Annotated in this window: 13 protein-coding genes; 3 read left to right on the top strand and 10 right to left on the bottom strand. The window is 57.2% G+C overall.

Annotation, left to right across the window (positions count from 1 at the left end; genetic code table 11):
• Positions 1–4 precede the first annotated feature (4 nt).
• From Pla100_RS21505 to Pla100_RS21485, 5 genes are all read right to left on the bottom strand, one after another.
• Positions 5–2905: a VWA domain-containing protein gene (locus Pla100_RS21505; RefSeq protein ID WP_231603317.1), complete on the bottom strand. Its 2901-nt coding sequence runs from the start codon at positions 2903–2905 to the stop codon at positions 5–7.
• Positions 2902–5541, bottom strand: coding sequence for a BatA domain-containing protein (locus Pla100_RS21500; RefSeq protein WP_146580003.1), 2640 nt, complete (start codon positions 5539–5541; stop codon positions 2902–2904). Before Pla100_RS21500 ends, Pla100_RS21505 begins: the two co-directional genes overlap by 4 nt.
• Positions 5542–5621: 80 nt before the next feature.
• Positions 5622–6503 carry a DUF58 domain-containing protein gene (locus Pla100_RS21495; protein WP_146580068.1) on the bottom strand — a complete coding sequence of 294 codons (882 nt, stop codon included), beginning with the start codon at positions 6501–6503 and terminating at the stop codon, positions 5622–5624.
• Entirely contained in the window at positions 6493–7608 is a 1116-nt protein-coding gene (locus tag Pla100_RS21490; protein ID WP_146580002.1) for an AAA family ATPase, read from the bottom strand. The genes Pla100_RS21495 and Pla100_RS21490 overlap by 11 nt, the downstream gene beginning before the upstream one ends.
• Positions 7609–7706: 98 nt before the next feature.
• Entirely contained in the window at positions 7707–7970 is a 264-nt protein-coding gene (locus Pla100_RS21485; RefSeq protein WP_146580000.1) for a response regulator, read from the bottom strand.
• A gap of 252 nt (positions 7971–8222) precedes the next feature.
• Here Pla100_RS21485 and Pla100_RS21480 point away from each other — a divergent pair, with 252 nt between their 5' ends.
• Complete coding sequence (locus Pla100_RS21480) at positions 8223–8708, top strand: low molecular weight protein-tyrosine-phosphatase (protein ID WP_146579998.1); 486 nt, start codon at positions 8223–8225, stop codon at positions 8706–8708.
• A gap of 47 nt (positions 8709–8755) precedes the next feature.
• Here the strand turns inward: Pla100_RS21480 and rsmA are convergent, their stop codons facing one another.
• Positions 8756–9877 carry a 16S rRNA (adenine(1518)-N(6)/adenine(1519)-N(6))-dimethyltransferase RsmA gene (gene rsmA, locus Pla100_RS21475; RefSeq protein ID WP_231603316.1) on the bottom strand — a complete coding sequence of 374 codons (1122 nt, stop codon included), beginning with the start codon at positions 9875–9877 and terminating at the stop codon, positions 8756–8758.
• Positions 9878–9909: 32 nt separating this feature from the next.
• On the bottom strand, positions 9910–10554 hold the full coding sequence (locus tag Pla100_RS21470; RefSeq protein ID WP_146579996.1) for a riboflavin synthase: 645 nt from the start codon (positions 10552–10554) through the stop codon (positions 9910–9912).
• Between the two features lie 147 nt (positions 10555–10701).
• Here Pla100_RS21470 and eno point away from each other — a divergent pair, with 147 nt between their 5' ends.
• Complete coding sequence (eno, locus tag Pla100_RS21465; RefSeq protein ID WP_146579994.1) at positions 10702–11982, top strand: phosphopyruvate hydratase; 1281 nt, start codon at positions 10702–10704, stop codon at positions 11980–11982.
• 316 nt (positions 11983–12298) lie between these two features.
• Here eno and Pla100_RS21460 read toward each other — a convergent pair whose 3' ends face one another.
• Positions 12299–13612: a replication-associated recombination protein A gene (locus Pla100_RS21460; protein ID WP_146579992.1), complete on the bottom strand. Its 1314-nt coding sequence runs from the start codon at positions 13610–13612 to the stop codon at positions 12299–12301.
• A 53-nt stretch (positions 13613–13665) separates the two neighbouring features.
• On the opposite strand from Pla100_RS21460, the gene Pla100_RS21455 reads away from it, so the two are divergent.
• The gene (locus Pla100_RS21455; RefSeq protein WP_231603315.1) at positions 13666–14154 is read left to right on the top strand and encodes a DUF1499 domain-containing protein; all 489 of its coding nucleotides are present in this window, start codon (positions 13666–13668) and stop codon (positions 14152–14154) included.
• A gap of 128 nt (positions 14155–14282) precedes the next feature.
• Here Pla100_RS21455 and Pla100_RS21450 read toward each other — a convergent pair whose 3' ends face one another.
• Positions 14283–14684: a GxxExxY protein gene (locus Pla100_RS21450; RefSeq protein WP_146579990.1), complete on the bottom strand. Its 402-nt coding sequence runs from the start codon at positions 14682–14684 to the stop codon at positions 14283–14285.
• 562 nt (positions 14685–15246) lie between these two features.
• Positions 15247–15972 (bottom strand): YebC/PmpR family DNA-binding transcriptional regulator, encoded by a 726-nt coding sequence (locus Pla100_RS21445; protein WP_146579988.1) that lies wholly within the window; start codon positions 15970–15972, stop codon positions 15247–15249.
• Positions 15973–15998 lie beyond the last annotated feature (26 nt).

Genomic DNA, 15998 nt, shown 5'->3' with positions numbered 1-15998 from the left:
TTCATCAAGCCAGTCGGTGCAAACGGCGGGTGATCCATTCGAACGTCAATACCGATGCGATCAACCACATCAAGATGGCGTTGCGACGTTCCCCGAACAAACGATCGGGTGTCCCGGCGAGCAATGTGATCTGTGGTTGCGGGACGATCGCTTGGGTCAACTCTTGTGCCACGGTGTTGACCGAAGCGTCATCGTCGATCTTCCAATATCGCCCGCGAGTCGTGCTCGCAAGCAATAACAATTCTTCGTCGGCACGGCGGGGGCGTTCGAGTTCGTTGGTCGGCAAGCGTACCTGAACGCTTTGTCGCAAGATCTGTTCATCCAATGCATCACCGAGGGTCAATTGAATCTCGTAATTGCCGCTCTTGGTCGCCACGAAGTTACCCGTGTAAGTTCCACCGCGAGGCGAATCGGCCGCCGGCGTCATCCGCAGATCCTTGATTTGACCGTCGGGTGTCAACAGTTTGGCGACCACAAAGGGATCCGACAGCGGCTGAAATTGGTCGTCCACCAAGACCGCCCGCAACGTGACCGTTTGACCCACCATCACACGCGAGGCATCGACCAACAGAACGCCACGATTGCTGTCACGCAACAAACGCCCCTCACTGACCCAGCGGATCAACTTGGTGTAATAGCTGTCGAAGTACCGATCGCCGCCGGCGCGCAAACGCCACATCTCACCGCTGCCTTGAAAGTACACTCGACCCGCACCGTAAAACTGACTGGCCAAGAATATCGGCAGACTGCCACTGATCTCGGTCGTCGGATCGGAGAAGTAAGCGTAAACCTTCGCGCCCGGTTTCGCACTCTTGACGCCGACATAGTCGTAAAGATTTCCGTACTGTTCCCACAGTTCAAAACTCTCTTGCGGCGTGTCGGCGATCCACAAGAACTCCGCCGACGTCGCTTCGGGGGTGAACTCGAGCGGCCATGCGTTCTGGCCACCTTGACGTCCGCCGCCGAGCAACGGACCTCGCGTCGCCAAATTGACGGGGAAGAATCCGTTGATTTGGTTGGACCTAGAATCACTGCGTTTGGCCGTGATCTTGGGGTGATAAACCGGACCGGCCACCAATACCAAACCACCGGCCTGTTGAGTCAAGAAACGATCGAGCAAATCGAGCGACGCCGAATCGATCGCCGACCAATCGGGATCGAACATCACGATCGCGTCGTAGCCGAACAGTTCGTCCGCCGTGACAGGAAACTCGGTAAGCAATCGATCAGCATCTTGGCTCATGCCCGCGCTGCCGGTTTGCAACCACACGTCGAGAGAGACCGAATCGTCCCGGTACAACAGGTTACGCACGAATCGGTATTCACGGGTCGGACCGCCGGCGATGGCGAGTACCTTCAACTTGCGAGCGACGACTTCGTACCGCGCCGATTGCATGTCATCGATGGAGTTTCGATCCTCGCGCGGCGCAATGATGCGAACTGCCAAGCGACGTCGACCGACGGTTTGCGGTTCGATTTCGAAACGGATGCCCGACAACGTTGCGTCGGGTTCGAGACGCACCTTTTGACTTTCCAAGACTTCGCCGCCGGGCAAGGTGGTCGCGGCCGTTTCGTTTCGGTCGACTTCGTTATCGCCGTTGTCCAAGGCGTCGATCAATTCAACATCGACCTCCAGAGGTGTCGGCCCGGTCGCTTGCAAGACCGCCGAGACGACAAACTTATCACCCGGATAAACCCGACGCGGGGCTTCCAAATCAACGACCCGCACGTTCGTCGGCGGGCGGCTGCTGCCCAAGCCCACCGGGTACAACGAGACTTCGCCGCGACGGGCCAGCGAAAGGGCCGACGACAGTGGCGTGCCGCCGTTGTTTTGACCGTCGGTAATCAAGACCACCCCGGCGAGCGTCGTCAAATCATGATCGACCAAGATCGAACGCAACGCGTCACCGATTCGGCTTTGAGAGCCGTTGGCGGCCAACGCGGATTCCCAATCAACCGTTTGTGTCTCGGGTGCTGCTACCGGATCCGACTCCGATGCGGGTTCCGGCGACGAGTCAGGCTTGGTACCTGATTCATCCGAGAATCCCATCACGGTCCAAATGGATTGTTCGGTCCGCACCGCATAAACGCCTCCGAGCGATATGATGCCCAAGACCATCGTGATCGCGGCGACCAACAAGATCCAGCCGGTCGTCTCGCCCGATGGACCCGCAACCTCGCCGGTCGATTGGCTCGTCGCACTCGCGCGAACGGCCCGTTGATTTGTCGCCGGTCGCGTCGACGAAGCCGCACCGGTCACCAACGCTAACAAACTCGCCACCGCCGCGACGCACAAACAAAACAAACCGAACAACGCAAACGGGCTTGTCGTCGGTTGATACGCCGAGCTGAGACCGATCGAGGAGCCGGCGGGATCCGAATCGTCCGCTTCGTTGTCTGCTTTCCGCGTCGAAGTCGTGATCAATTCTGGTTGGCTCGAAGCCCCAAGCGAATAGACGCTCGTGCGGTGTTGGTCACCGAACTCGTCGATCAGGTCGGCGCGATCCACCAAATCGAGGACACGTCGGGTTCGCGATGGGGCGTCCAGAGTACTGTCAGCGGGCAGCGACATCGATTGACTCGTGTCGACCAACACGACCACTTCGCTCGGACGCACCACACGTCGTTCGGTACGGCGGACCAAATCAAAGAACACGAACACGAGCGCCAAGATCGCCGTCAAACGTAAACCGATCAACGTCCATCGCACCGGACGTGAAAGCTCAGCGACGTCGCGTCGGTAAAAATGCACGCACAGCCAAACGGCCGCCGCGATCGCGATCACGACCGTCGCCCACACCCACCAACCGTCGAGCGTGGAGGCACGCGAAAATTCGTAAACGATCCGTTGTGAAGGCGAGGACAGCATCTCGGTGGTTGGATCGGCTTGTGCAAAAATTTTCATCGTGACGCCTCCACCGGTGTACCATTGTCTGCACCCGAGTCCGCCGGGCGAGTCGTGTCACCACGGCGTCCGCCCCGATTGCGTGTCCGGTTCCGCTGGGTTGCGAACGATTGATTGCCGCCTCGGGTCGCGCCGTGCTGGCTGCTGCGGGAACTCGCCGACGGTTGAACGTGATACGACGCCCACGCCGCTAAAGCTTGTTCGATCGCGAGCAGGATCAACAGCAATCCGAGCAAAAACAACAAGAATGTGCTCAAACCGCCGACCGCATCGGTGTTCTCCCAAGCGTCCGGGGCGATGAACTCCACTTGAATCGGCAATAGGTCACGAATGATTTCAGCGTGGGCCGCAGGGACCAAGTCGCTTTCGCCGACACGTAAGACTGATGCCATCGGCGTGACGATCGTTTGTCCGTCGGTTCGAGTCCGCTGCCATTCCACGATCCCGGGCATCAGAAATTCGTCGAATCCCGCTTGATCGGTGATCGCCATCTCGATCGGCGAAACCGTGAACATCGCGGTCGATTGTTCCAGTTGGATCGATCCGGAAGCATTGGCGTTCGCATCCGCTTCGAGTTCGATTGCCAAACGCGGCGGCTCGTCGGCGGGAGGCAACAACACGACGTTGGGCAAATAAGCGTCGCCGGACAACGGCAATTCGGCGGGTACATCGACGAAACGCGACGTCGGTGGAGCCGCGCCGCTGAACAACATCGCATTGGATTGCAACAAGAAAACGACGAACGTCGGATCACCCGGCCAGTTATTCCATTGGCCGTCCAATCCCGTCATCACCGTCACCACCCGTCCGCGTCCGAGCACGTGCCGGACCGCCAAAGGGTCCTCGCCACGCTGCAATAAAACACGCACGTCGAGTTCCGAATCGGAAGGATTGTTTTCGACCGACTCGGGTTCCGATGTTGATGCATTGAGCACCGAGTTCGCCGATGAATCGGGACTTTGAGAAGTCCATGCTTGCCGCACGTTGACGAGTCCGAAAACGCCATTGCCCGCCGAAGCGATCGGACCGAGCAGATCGCTGTCTTTGCCAAACACCACCGCATCGGCGGTTCGCCCGGATGAGTCGTCATCATCCGTTGTGCCGCCGAGGGATTGTTCCGTTGTCCGTGGCGTCCCCAATTCGAATGGTAGCAACTGATGCTGGTCGCTGGCCAAAACGCGGTTGTAGCTTTCCGCGTTGACGTCGTCGCCGAGGAACCAAGCCAAGCCGCCGCCGTCGCGCACATACCGTTCCAACGTTTCGGCCACTCGCTCGCTGACCTCGGGAACGTCGATCACATAGATCGCGCGATAACGTTTCAAGGTTTCCAACGTCGCATCACGAAGCATCGAGGCCGGTCGTACCTCGGGGATCGCTCCGATGCGAACTTGGCTGCCCGGATCGAGTACGGAGGACACGTGATAGGCTCCCGAACCGTCGGGATCATTGTCGATGATCAATACCCGCTGCGCGTCGGCGAGCGGGATTGTGCAACTGCGAATGTTGTCGATCGGCAGGACGTCATCGGGTAACCCGACTCGCACCACATGCGTGCCCTCTTGATCGATGTAAACCTGAAACGATTTCGTAAGTTGTTGTCCGGCAGGAATCGACTCGATGATGATCGCCGGAAGACTCTGGACCTTGCCGCTAACCGTTGACGTGGGATCGGCCACCCGAACGCCTTCGCCGTAGGTGATCACGTTTGCCGACATCGCCACGTTCTTCACTTCAGCGGACGAATAGTTTTTCACGGTCACATTGACCTTCACCGGTACGCCCGCGACCCACACGTCCGGTTCAGGCGAAACGTCGGTGATCGCGAGATTGCGAGGCGTTTCGTCACCACCAGCGGAACCGCAATCGATCATGCTGATTTCGGCACCGGCTTTCTCGGCGTCTTCTAGTGATTGAGCCAAGCGGCGAGGCGATTGCCAGTCTCTGCGTGTGAAGTCGCTGACCACGTACAGATGGCTGACATCGGCCGGGGCGGCCGCCAACAGGTCCGACGCCAAATCGATCGCCGGCACCAGGTCGATCCGCAGCGACGAGGCACGCGTGCTCATCAGCCGTTCGATCTGCCGAGCGTCGTTGGTGACGGTTTGTCCGACGATGTCGGCGGCGGCATCAGCGGTGCCGTCGCCGGAACCCGCGATCATCGAGGCGCGGCTGGCTCGCATCACCGTCAATTGATGCACGCCGTCATCGGCGGCCAAGCGACGGACTAGCGTGGACAAGGCCGACAAGCCGCGGTCGTAAGCGGTTCGATCCCGCGCGTCGTTACCATTTATTGCGCCGGAGTCGACAATGCCGGAAGCCACCCGTTGCCGCATCGAGTAGCTATCGTCCAAGACCACGACGTGATGCGTCGTTTGGCCCCCGATCGCCCCGATCAGTTTTTTGCCGCCGATCAATCCGGCCAACAACGCGATCAACAGCGCCGCCACGGCCAACCGAGTCAGCAACAACAGCAACTGACGCAGCACGATCCAGCGACGTTGCTTGCGGTAACTGGCCAATAAAAAATCCATCGCCGCCCACTGCGTCCGACGATGACGCAACAAATTGATCAAGTGAACCAACAGTGGAACACCGATAAACAGGAAGCCGGCGGCGAGGGCAGGATAAAGCAGCAAGGGAGTCTTGAGTAAAGAGTGAAATGTAGGCTGGGTCGCAGCCGCTTCGGCGGAGACCCGGCAGCGTCACCGGAACCAACCTACCTTCTCAAGGTAGGCAACGATTGTCGTGCGGATAAAAACTTGGCCAAAACGGCATCGAGAGGATCGGAGGTGCGGACTTGCATGGCATCGATTTTCAACCGCCCGCACGTGCGACGAACGTCTTCCAAAAATTGATCAAGGGCTTCTAAATAACCTTCCCGCAACGCCGCCGGGTTGCAGTTCAAGAACGCGGGCGTTTCGAGCCCTTCGAAACGAGTCGCGCCGGTGAATTCGAAATCGAGTTCGTCGTCGTGCAAAACATGAAACAACGCCACGTCGTGACCTTGGGATCGCAATAGACGCAAACCCTCGGTCAAAGATTCCACACCCAGCAAATCGGAAATCACGCAAACCAACCCGCCACGGGGGATCGCGGCGGCGACTTGGCGAGTCACCTTGGGCAGTTCGGTTAGTCCGTCCGCTTGGCTGGTCGCGAGTGATCGCAACATGCGTTGCAATTGATGTTGGTTGCTTCGCGCCGGAACGCTGTCGCGGATCGCCGTGTCGAACGTGAACAAACCCGCCGCGTCCTTTTGCCGAAGTGCCAAATAGGCCAGCGACGCCGCGATCGAAGCCGCGTAATCGAATTTGTTACGATCGCCCTCGCCGTACGCCATCGATCCACTGCAATCGACGAGCAGATGCAAACGCAGGTTCGTTTCCTCTTCGTATTGCTTGATCGTCAACCGGTCTTGCCGCGCGTACACCTTCCAATCGATATGCCGCATCTCATCACCGGCCACGTAAGGACGGTGTTGAAGGAACTCGATCGATTGACCGAAGTAAGGACTGCGGTGCATCCCCGATAAGAACCCTTCGACGACACGACGCGCCGTCAGTTCCAATCGCCGAATGCGCGCGGTGACCTCAGGTCGCAAATATTTTTTGGAATCGGGCATCGCGTGACAATTCGTCTTCGGTCGTGGGCGTGGCGTCGATGATCCGCTCGATCACCTCATCGCTGGTAATGCCTTCGCTTTCGGCCGCGAAGTTAACCACCATTCGGTGGCGGAGGACGGGACGGGCGAGGGCTTGGATGTCTTCGACCTGGACATGGTGTCGTCCTTGCAAGAGCGCGCGGGCTTTACCGCCGAGAATCAAGAACTGAACCGCACGCGGCCCGGCACCCCATCCGACCAAATCATCGACAAAGTCAGGCACGCCTTCGCTGCCCACACGGGTTTGGCGAACCAAAGACAGCGCGTAACGGATCACGTGATCGCTGACGGGCACTTGGCGGACGAGATGTTGCAAACGCAAGATCTCTTCGCCGGTCAGAACCGGTTCGGCGACTTGCGAGATCGTTCCAGTTGTTCGACGTGCGACTTCGAACTCTTCATCGAAACTCGGGTAGTCGACAAAGATCTTGAACATGAACCGGTCTTGTTGCGCTTCGGGCAACGGGTAGGTGCCTTCCTGTTCGATCGGGTTCTGAGTCGCCAAGACAAAGAATGGATCATCGAGCACATGTCGTTCACGACCGGCGGTGACCTGCCGTTCCTGCATCGCTTCGAGTAGCGATGCCTGGGTCTTCGGCGGTGTTCGGTTGATCTCGTCGGCCAAGACCACGTTGGCGAACAACGGTCCCGGCATGAAACGAAGCTCACGGTGACCGGTGGCCCGGTCCTCTTCGATGATCTCCGTGCCGGTCACGTCGGCGGGCATCAAATCCGGCGTGAACTGAATCCGACTGAACGTCAGGTCGAGTGTTTTGGCCAACGTGCTGATCATCAGCGTTTTGGCCAGGCCGGGAACCCCTTCGAGCAGCACGTGTCCGCGACTGAACAGACAAATCAAGATTTCGTCGATGACATGTTCTTGTCCGACGATGATCTTCCCCAACTCGGCCAGAACTCGCTGGCGGGCGGCGTGCAGCAAACCCGCGTCGGCTTCACTGATCGGAGCGTCATGCGGCACCGTTGTGTTGGGAGTGCCAGGCGTCTCGACCGCGTTGGGGGTGCCGGGGTGATCCGGTTGGTTCATTCAAATGATCTCAAAGAGGAGCGGTGCGTCACGAGAAGATGAACAGTTTAACGCACTGATCAAGTTCGCGATGCGCTACGTCCCCGATTGAGAACAGTTCAATCCAATTCGCCCACACCCATGCCGGCGTCCAAAAAGCCAACGGACCCGACCGCCGAGGCTTCTTCGGCCTTGCGGAGGGCCATCTCAACCCGTTTGAGCAATTCTTCGCCGCTGTCACGCTCGATGGTGTGGTGTTCGTTGGCGGTTGCCGTGAACTCCGCACCACAGTGCTGGCACGCGACGGTGCAACCGAGCAGCGACGCGCGTACATCAATGCGTCGACCACACGTGGGACACGATTGAGTGAATTTGATCGCCATAGGTTTATCTGTCCTTTCGACCGCCCGAAAAGGCGGAAATCCGTTGTTAGGAAGATTTCTAATCCGTTATCTCGCGGTATTGCAAGATCAAACGCCGCCAGCGTTCTGGCAACGAGTCGAACATCCTAACAGATGTCCGTCGCAAATCAAGCGTTTTCGTCCCTTTTCGGGGGGTGACCGGTAGCCGGATACCAAGATTCCTGGGAACCTTCCCGACGAGCCCGCAACCTAACACGATCCTTGGAAAGCGTGATGAAGAAAGCAAGTGTTTTGTTTGTTTGTATGGGAAATATTTGCCGTTCGCCTGCCGCCGAAGGAGTTTTGCATGCCCTTGCGGAGAAGGCAGGGCTGGATCTCCACATCGACTCCGCCGGTACCGAAGGGTATCACGTCGGCGAACGTTCCGACTCTCGGATGCGATCGGCCGCACGAAAAAGGGGCGTCGAAATGACGACACTCGCCAGACAGGTGGTGGCGGCCGACCTCTCACCGGGCGCGTTTGACTTGGTGATCGCCATGGATCACGCCAACCTCAGGCGACTCAAGGCGATCGCAGGGGGGCCACTGAGCGAACACGTCCAACTTTTTTCCTCGTTCCTCGACGACACTTGGCCGACCGAAGTTCCTGACCCCTATTACGGGGGCGAAGACGGATTCGAGCAGGTGCTCGACATGCTCGAAGCGGGCTGCCCAGTTATTCTGGAAACCTTGGGGCGTTGCGGCGATCACGGATCTTAAAATCAGGCAAAACGACGAATCGGTGTGCTCGATTGAAATCCCCAAAATCAGGCTTCGGCCAGTCGTAATGCCTCAGCCAAAGCCATGATCTGGTTCAGGTCGAGTTCTTCGGCGCGAGCGGTTTCGCCGTGCCCCAGGGATTGCAGAATCTCGTCGACTTGCGTCTTTTCCAGTCTTCCCTTCATGGCGCTGATCACGACGCTTCGCAAAAACTTGCGGCGGTGAAAGAACAGCGACCGTACCGTCGAGTGAAAGTACTTGAGGTCAGCAATTGCATTACGTTTCTCGTGATCGAGGTCCAAACGAATGACGGCCGATTCGACCTTCGGCCGTGGCCAAAAAACGGTCGGCGGCAAGATCCTGACGATCTCCGCAGCGCACATGGATTGCACCCAAACGCTTAGTGCGCCGTAATCCTTTGTCCCCGGTTGGGCGACGATGCGTTCGCCGAGTTCTTTTTGGATCGTGACGACCATTCGGTCCGGCGGCGGCGATTCGTGCAACAAATTGCTGATGATCGGCGTGGCAACGTTGTAAGGCAAATTCGCGACGAGCATGAATCGACCGCCTTCGGGCAATCTCGCCTTGGCATCACGAATGTTTTCCATGATGTCCTGCCGCAGCGTGTTCTTATTCCGCAACGCGTCGCCGTGAATCATCTTGACGTGAGGGAACGCCACCAGTTCTTCGGCGGCCAGATTGAATAAATTCTGATCGATCTCGACGGTTAGGATCGCGCCGGCCTGTTCGGCCATGATCGATGTCAACGACCCCACCCCGGTGCCGATTTCGAGAACCAAATCGTTGGGTTGCAATTCGGCGGATCGGGCGATCAGCTCGACCAAATTCAAATCGATCAAAAAGTTTTGACCGTATTTGGAGACCGGTTTCAACCCCGCAGCAGTCAGTCGCTTGGAAAGGAACGTGGCCGTTTGCCGTGACGCCCGGCGGGATCGCTGTTTGTCTTGTGCTTTTTGATCGGGCGAAGGGATCTGCGGAGATCTGCCGTAGGGCGAAAGCTCGTAGGGTTGAATCTTCTTGTCTTCGATCACCGGTGCCGGGGCTTCGGCGGGACGACGATGCTTGGAACGATCACGATCGAACTTGACAATCGTTTCCTCGCCGGCAAGTTGCTCACCACTAGTTTGCTCGTCAGTCTTATCGCTCATGTTCGCTTGATCATTCGTGTTCGGGGACTGCGTCATGCGTTCATTCCAGACGCTTCATTCGAATCCGGACCACGAAATTGCAGCGAACGTTGGACGTACTTGGCCAACAGATCGGTCTCGAGGTTCACCCGATCGCCGATCGATCGCTTTCCGAGCGTGGTGACTTCGAGGGTGTGGGGGATCAACGCCACCGTAAAAAAATCGTCACCGACGTCGACCACGGTGAGGCTGATTCCGTCGATCGCGATGCTGCCTTTGGAAACGACCTGTTCGGGAAGCCCGGGCGGCAGTGAGAATTTCAAGTTCGCCCATGGCGGGTCGTCGATCCGCTCGGTCAATTGTCCGATCCCATCAACGTGGCCGGTGACGTAGTGCCCGCCCAGACGATCGCCGACGGCTAACGAACGCTCAAGATTCACCAGCGATTCGCCCGGACGAAGCTCGCCGAGGTTCGTCCGGCTGAGCGTTTCTTCGCCGGCCTCGAATGCCAAACGGTCGCCCTCGATTTCGATTACGGTCAGACAACATCCGTTGATCGCGATGCTGTCGCCTAGCTTTACGTCGCGTTCGGGGGCGTCGTCGCGAAACATCGGAACCTCAATCACGAGGCGTTTTCCCGGCGGCTGGTCGATCAAACCGACGACCTTGCCAAGCGTTTCGACCAAACCAGTGAACATGTGGGAGAGAGTCAGGGGTGAAGAGTGGTTGCCGGGTGTTCAATCTTGAGGTCATTGGACAAAATACGCGGCCAACGCACAACGCCCGATGATTTCGGGACGACTTTCCATTCCTAACGTGTTCCAACTCTCACCCAATCCAAAAACATGTCACTGATCGAATCCATCCACGCCCGCCAAATCCTCGACAGCCGCGGCAACCCGACCGTCGAATGCGAAGTCCAACTTTCCGATGGTGCCGCCGGGCGTGCGGCCGTCCCGAGCGGTGCCAGCACGGGGATCCACGAAGCCTGGGAACTCCGCGACGGCGACAAAGCGGTCTTCATGGGCAAGGGCGTCAGCACCGCTGTCAACAACGTCAACACCAAGATCGCCGATGCACTCGAAGGCATGGACGCGACCGACCAAGCCGCCATTGACGCGGCTATGTTGGCCCTCGACGGATCTCCCAACAAAAAGAATCTCGGTGCCAACGCAATCCTGAGCGTTTCCTTGGCGACCGCGCACGCCGCCGCCGCATCGACGAACCAACCCTTGTTCCGATACCTCGGCGGTTGCGGGGCTAGGATGTTGCCCGCGCCGATGATGAACATCATCAACGGAGGCGAACACGCCGACAATAACGTCGATATCCAAGAGTTCATGGTGATGCCGCTCGGATTCGAAAGGTTCAGCGACGCGCTGCGTTGCGGAACCGAGATCTTCCACAACCTTAAGAAAGTCCTCACCGACAAGGGATACAACACCGCCGTCGGTGACGAAGGCGGTTTCGCCCCGGACTTGAAAAGCAACCAAGAAGCTCTTGACGTGATCATGACGGCGATCGACAAGGCCGGCTACAAAGCGGGCGAGCAAGTTTGGATCGCGCTGGATGCCGCCTCGACGGAATTCTACGACGACAAGACCGAGAAGTATTCGATCGACGGCAAGCAACTCTCCGGCGATGAAATGGTCGATTTCTTGGCCGATTGGTGTGCGAAGTACCCGATCTGCAGCATCGAAGACGGATGCAGCGAAGACGATTGGGACACGTGGAAGAAGTTAACGCTCAAACTCGGTGATAAGGTCCAGTTGGTCGGTGACGACTTGTTCGTGACCAACGTGGAACGTTTGCAACGCGGAATCGATGAAGGCATCGCCAATAGCATCTTGATCAAGGTCAATCAAATCGGAACGTTGACCGAAACGATCGACTCGATCCAGTTGGCGCACCGCAATAACTACACCTCGATCTCGAGCCACCGCAGTGGCGAAACCGAAGACAGCACGATCGCCGACTTGGCCGTCGCGTTGTCGACCGGCCAAATCAAGACCGGTTCGGCGAGCCGAAGCGACCGGATGGCGAAGTACAACCAACTGCTCCGGATCGAAGAACTGCTCGGCGACACCGCCCAATACGGCGGACCGATCTTCGCTGCGAAGCTGTAGAAAGACGGAATGGCGCTCGTGCTTTGTCCAACTTTAATTTTAGGATTAGCCGTTTTGGCGCTAGCGGCGTGTTGATTTAATCGTAACCCGAAGCGTCAGCGAGGGATTGAACGCCATTAAGTCCTTTGTAGGTATCCCTCGCTCACGCTTCGGGTTTCGATGAGGACTAAATCAACAGCCCGCTAGCGCCCAAACGGCTAATGTTGCCAACCCTAAAGTTCAATCTAGACGAAGCACTAGGTTTTGTTTTTGAGTGCGATCTTCGTCCTAACGAGACGTCGATCGCCTTTTCAAACAAGACATAAAGCTCGAGGACTCAATTCGGTCGCAAACGCTCTCGAATCTTCGTCAAGCGTTGCTTCATTTCCGATTCAAAACCGCGATCGACCGGTTGGTAATACTGCCGGTCGACGCCAAGGTAATCCAAGTCCGCGACCCCGTCGTCTTCGTGATGCGCCGAGCGATAGCCTTCGCCGTGCCCTAGTTTTTCCGCACCGGCGTAGTGTTGGCATCGCAGCATCTTGGGGACGGGAATGACTCGACGTTCACGTACGTCACGCCGAGCGGCTGAGATTGCCGTGGTCGCCGCGTTGCTCTTGGGAGCCAACGATAGGTAGGCGACCGTTTGGCTGAGCGTTAGTTGGGCTTCCGGCAACCCGATCATCTCACAGGCTTGCATCGCCGAAACGGCCAACACCAGAGATTGCGGGTCGGCGTTGCCGATGTCTTCGCTGGCCAAGATCACCAATCGTCGACAAAGAAAACGAATGTCCTCACCGCCTTCGAGCATCCGCGCCAACCAATACAACGAAGCGTCCACGTCGCTGCCCCGTATGCTCTTGATCAGCGCGCTGGCCAAATCGTAGTGCTCGTCGCCGGTCCCGTCGTAGCCGCCCACGCGGTTGGTCAACGATTCCATCGCGACGTCCCGGTTCACCACTCGTGTCGACTGAACAACACTCTCGACGGCGACTTCCAATGCCGCCAACGCTCGTCGAGCGTCCCCATCGGTAGCGGTCGATAAAAAGGCAATGGCATCCTCGTCAACTTTCACGCCACGGTCTCCCAGACCTCGTTCGCGGTCGGATATCGCGCGACGCAGCAAGGACGACATCTCATCAATCGGCAAAGGCTCCAACGCAAATAATTGACTGCGGCTGATCAGTGCTCCATTGACTGCGAAGTATGGATTGCTTGTTGTGGCTCCGATCAAGGCGATGACGCCGCTTTCGACATCGGCCAGCAAAGCGTCCTGTTGCGATTTGTTGAAACGGTGAATCTCATCAATGAATAGAATCGGTCTCTCTTTTCCAGCGGCGACTTGGTCGGTGGCCCGTTTGAGCACTTCTCGAACATCCTTGACACCGCTGCTGATCGCATTGAGGGAGATCAATTCCGATCCTGTTTCCGACGCGATCAACTTCGCCAACGTCGTTTTCCCGCATCCTGGGGGCCCGTGCAGGATAATCGATCCAATCCGCTTGCTCGCGATGAGTCGTTGCAATAGTTTGCCGTCGCCTAAGATATGGTGTTGTCCGGCGAACTCGCCGAGTGTTTGCGGGCGCATTCGGGCGGCCAACGGTTGGGCGGCGAACAAGTAATCGGCTTCTTGAGCGGCGAAAAGGTCCATCGAAATTGAATCAGTCCCGAGCGAATCAGACAACGAAAGAATCAGGAAAACGAATGTTGGGTTACCTAGCGGCGGGCATCGGAATCGCGATGATCGGCAAGACATTATGGATGATCGACGATTGGAGTCGCGATTGGTCATCCAATCAAGCCTCGCTGTCCTCCGGACATCCTGATCCCGACTTGCGCCTGCTCGAAATCCAACGCCCGCTGGAGGATGTCGAGCAAGCGATCATCGACTGGGCCGGTGGTGAATCCAACTGGGCGGTTGAGCCTCCATCGGACTCAGAGGCAACGAACCAAGCCGATCCATCAATGAACAGTCTACGCCGACTGCACCTAACCCACAGTACCTCGGTGTTTCGGTTCGTCGATGACGTCCACGTCGAACTGCAGCAACAAACCACGGGCTCGGGGGACGTACAAACGCTCCTCCACGCGGGAAGCCGATCTCGAATCGGCAAAGGCGACTTGGGTCAAAACCCAAGAAATCTAAAGATGCTGCGCCGTGGCATCAAGCAAAAACTCGGACTCGGGGGGTAACGGCTGGTGTCTTGAAAGGATTTCTCATGCCCTCACCGATAGATTTAACGCAGAGAGCGCGGAGACGCAGAGGGTCGCGGAGTTTCGTCTCGAATGGAATACGCGTTGCCATTCCGCGGGGGAATGCTTTAACGCTGCTCCGCTAGCTGATTAACGACCCGCTGGACGCCATCGACTAACTTCAGTTCGTGAAAGTTGATCAGTAGTCCGAGATGCACTTTCCTCAGCCGCAGGTAAGTTAATAACGCTTGTTTGTCGATTGCTGTTACCGTTTGTTTCGCCTTGTTGTCGACAATTACTTTTCCTTCGACAATCAAATCCAGTTTGAGTGGCGTAGCAAGCAACACCGACTTGTATTGAATTGGCACGCGTTCTTGTCGTTGAAATAGCAAGCCAGCTTGGGCGAGTTCGTAGCACATCGCATCTTCATAGACGGATTCGATCAAACCTGGCCCAAGTTCCTTGTGGACTTCAATCGCACAGCCAATGATCGCATGAGAAATTTCGTTTTCATGTTTATCCGCCCACATGGCTAACTGCTCCACGGCTATTACTGAGGTTGCGAGTCCGCTGTCATTGTAACGCAGAGGACGCGGAGACGCAGAGAGTCGCAGAGTTTCGTCGAGCCCGGAAATTCACATTCAGGTTGGGGAGGATGGAAAGACCAGTGAACGTTGGTCGCATGCCAGATTTGCACACGGTCAAAGACACTCTGTCTTTGGGGTTCGCAGCACTCATGAATTCTTCCCCCCTGAACTCCGCGACCCTCTGCGTCTCCGCGCCCTTTGCGTTTAAAAAACCTCAGGGACCACTCAGGTTTAGCTCTACATCAGTCATCGCCGCAGTCGGTGTTTTTTGAAGGCAATTGATACATGCCCGACGCGCAACGGGCTGTTGATCTGATCGTTTAACGGCAAGCCGCAGGCGACAGAGTTTGAAAACGCAGGCGCCTGCGGCTTGCCGTTAAACGAAAACGCCCAAACGTGCACTCAATCAGCACGCCGGCACGCGAGGGAATCCACTTCATACTTCGCAATACCAGCGACTCCACTCGCTTGCGCGTCGGGCTTGTATGTTTGCGGCGTTGCCGCCTTAAGCGTTTGGTAGCACGGCGTTGTGATAGATGTCTTGCACGTCGTCGCAATCATTGAGCATCGTAATGAACTTTTCGAACATGGCGACGTCCTCGGCCGGAATCTCGGCACTGGTTTGAGGCACGAACGTGATTTCGTCGACTTCGAACTCGACACCCGGAAAGGCTTCGATGATTGCCTGTTTCGCTTTGTGATGTTCCGTCGAGGGCGCGAACAGCGTCAAACGGTTTCCTTCTTTCTCCAGTTCGGTCACGTCAACGTCCGCTTCAAGCAACGCTTCGAGAACCTGTTCTTCGTTATCGCCGGTAAATGCCAAGATCGCGAAATGGTCAAAACTGTGCGCGACCGAACCGGGAGCCCCGAACTTGGCTCCGGTCTTGGTGAAACAATTGCGAACGTCCGTGATCGTTCGATTGTTGTTGTCCGTCAGACAGTCGATGATCACGCTGCACCCGCCAGGCCCGAAGCCTTCGTAGCGAGCGGGGACGTAATCTTCACCGCCGACGCCGTTGGCTTTTTCTAATGCCTTTTCAATCACGTGCGCGGGCACTTGGTCTCGTTTGGCCTTCTCGATCAGCGCCTTCAGTGACGGATTGCACTCGGGTTCGGCCCCCGAGTTTTTGGCCATCACATAAAGTTGTTTGCCGTACTTGGAATAGACCTTGGTTTTCTGTGCCGCAGTCTTGGCCATCGACACTTTACGAACTTCAAAACTCCGGCCCATCGTGTGGTTCCTGATACGACTTTTTG

Source organism: Neorhodopirellula pilleata (assembly GCF_007859915.1).
In the GTDB taxonomy this organism is placed as follows: domain Bacteria; phylum Planctomycetota; class Planctomycetia; order Pirellulales; family Pirellulaceae; genus Rhodopirellula; species Rhodopirellula pilleata.
This window is presented reverse-complemented; position numbering and strand designations above follow the sequence as displayed.

Bases quoted from the DNA above. Each gene is read 5' to 3' on its own strand.
- rsmA (WP_231603316.1), bottom strand. From the start codon at position 9,877: ATGAGCGATAAGACTGACGAGCAAACTAGTGGTGAGCAACTTGCCGGC.
- Pla100_RS21480 (WP_146579998.1), top strand. From the start codon at position 8,223: ATGAAGAAAGCAAGTGTTTTGTTTGTTTGTATGGGAAATATTTGCCGT.
- Pla100_RS21470 (WP_146579996.1), bottom strand. From the start codon at position 10,554: ATGTTCACTGGTTTGGTCGAAACGCTTGGCAAGGTCGTCGGTTTGATC.
- eno (WP_146579994.1), top strand. From the start codon at position 10,702: ATGTCACTGATCGAATCCATCCACGCCCGCCAAATCCTCGACAGCCGC.
- Pla100_RS21505 (WP_231603317.1), bottom strand. From the start codon at position 2,905: ATGAAAATTTTTGCACAAGCCGATCCAACCACCGAGATGCTGTCCTCG.
- Pla100_RS21485 (WP_146580000.1), bottom strand. From the start codon at position 7,970: ATGGCGATCAAATTCACTCAATCGTGTCCCACGTGTGGTCGACGCATT.
- Pla100_RS21455 (WP_231603315.1), top strand. From the start codon at position 13,666: ATGTTGGGTTACCTAGCGGCGGGCATCGGAATCGCGATGATCGGCAAG.
- Pla100_RS21490 (WP_146580002.1), bottom strand. From the start codon at position 7,608: ATGAACCAACCGGATCACCCCGGCACCCCCAACGCGGTCGAGACGCCT.
- Pla100_RS21445 (WP_146579988.1), bottom strand. From the start codon at position 15,972: ATGGGCCGGAGTTTTGAAGTTCGTAAAGTGTCGATGGCCAAGACTGCG.
- Pla100_RS21460 (WP_146579992.1), bottom strand. From the start codon at position 13,612: ATGGACCTTTTCGCCGCTCAAGAAGCCGATTACTTGTTCGCCGCCCAA.
- Pla100_RS21450 (WP_146579990.1), bottom strand. From the start codon at position 14,684: ATGTGGGCGGATAAACATGAAAACGAAATTTCTCATGCGATCATTGGC.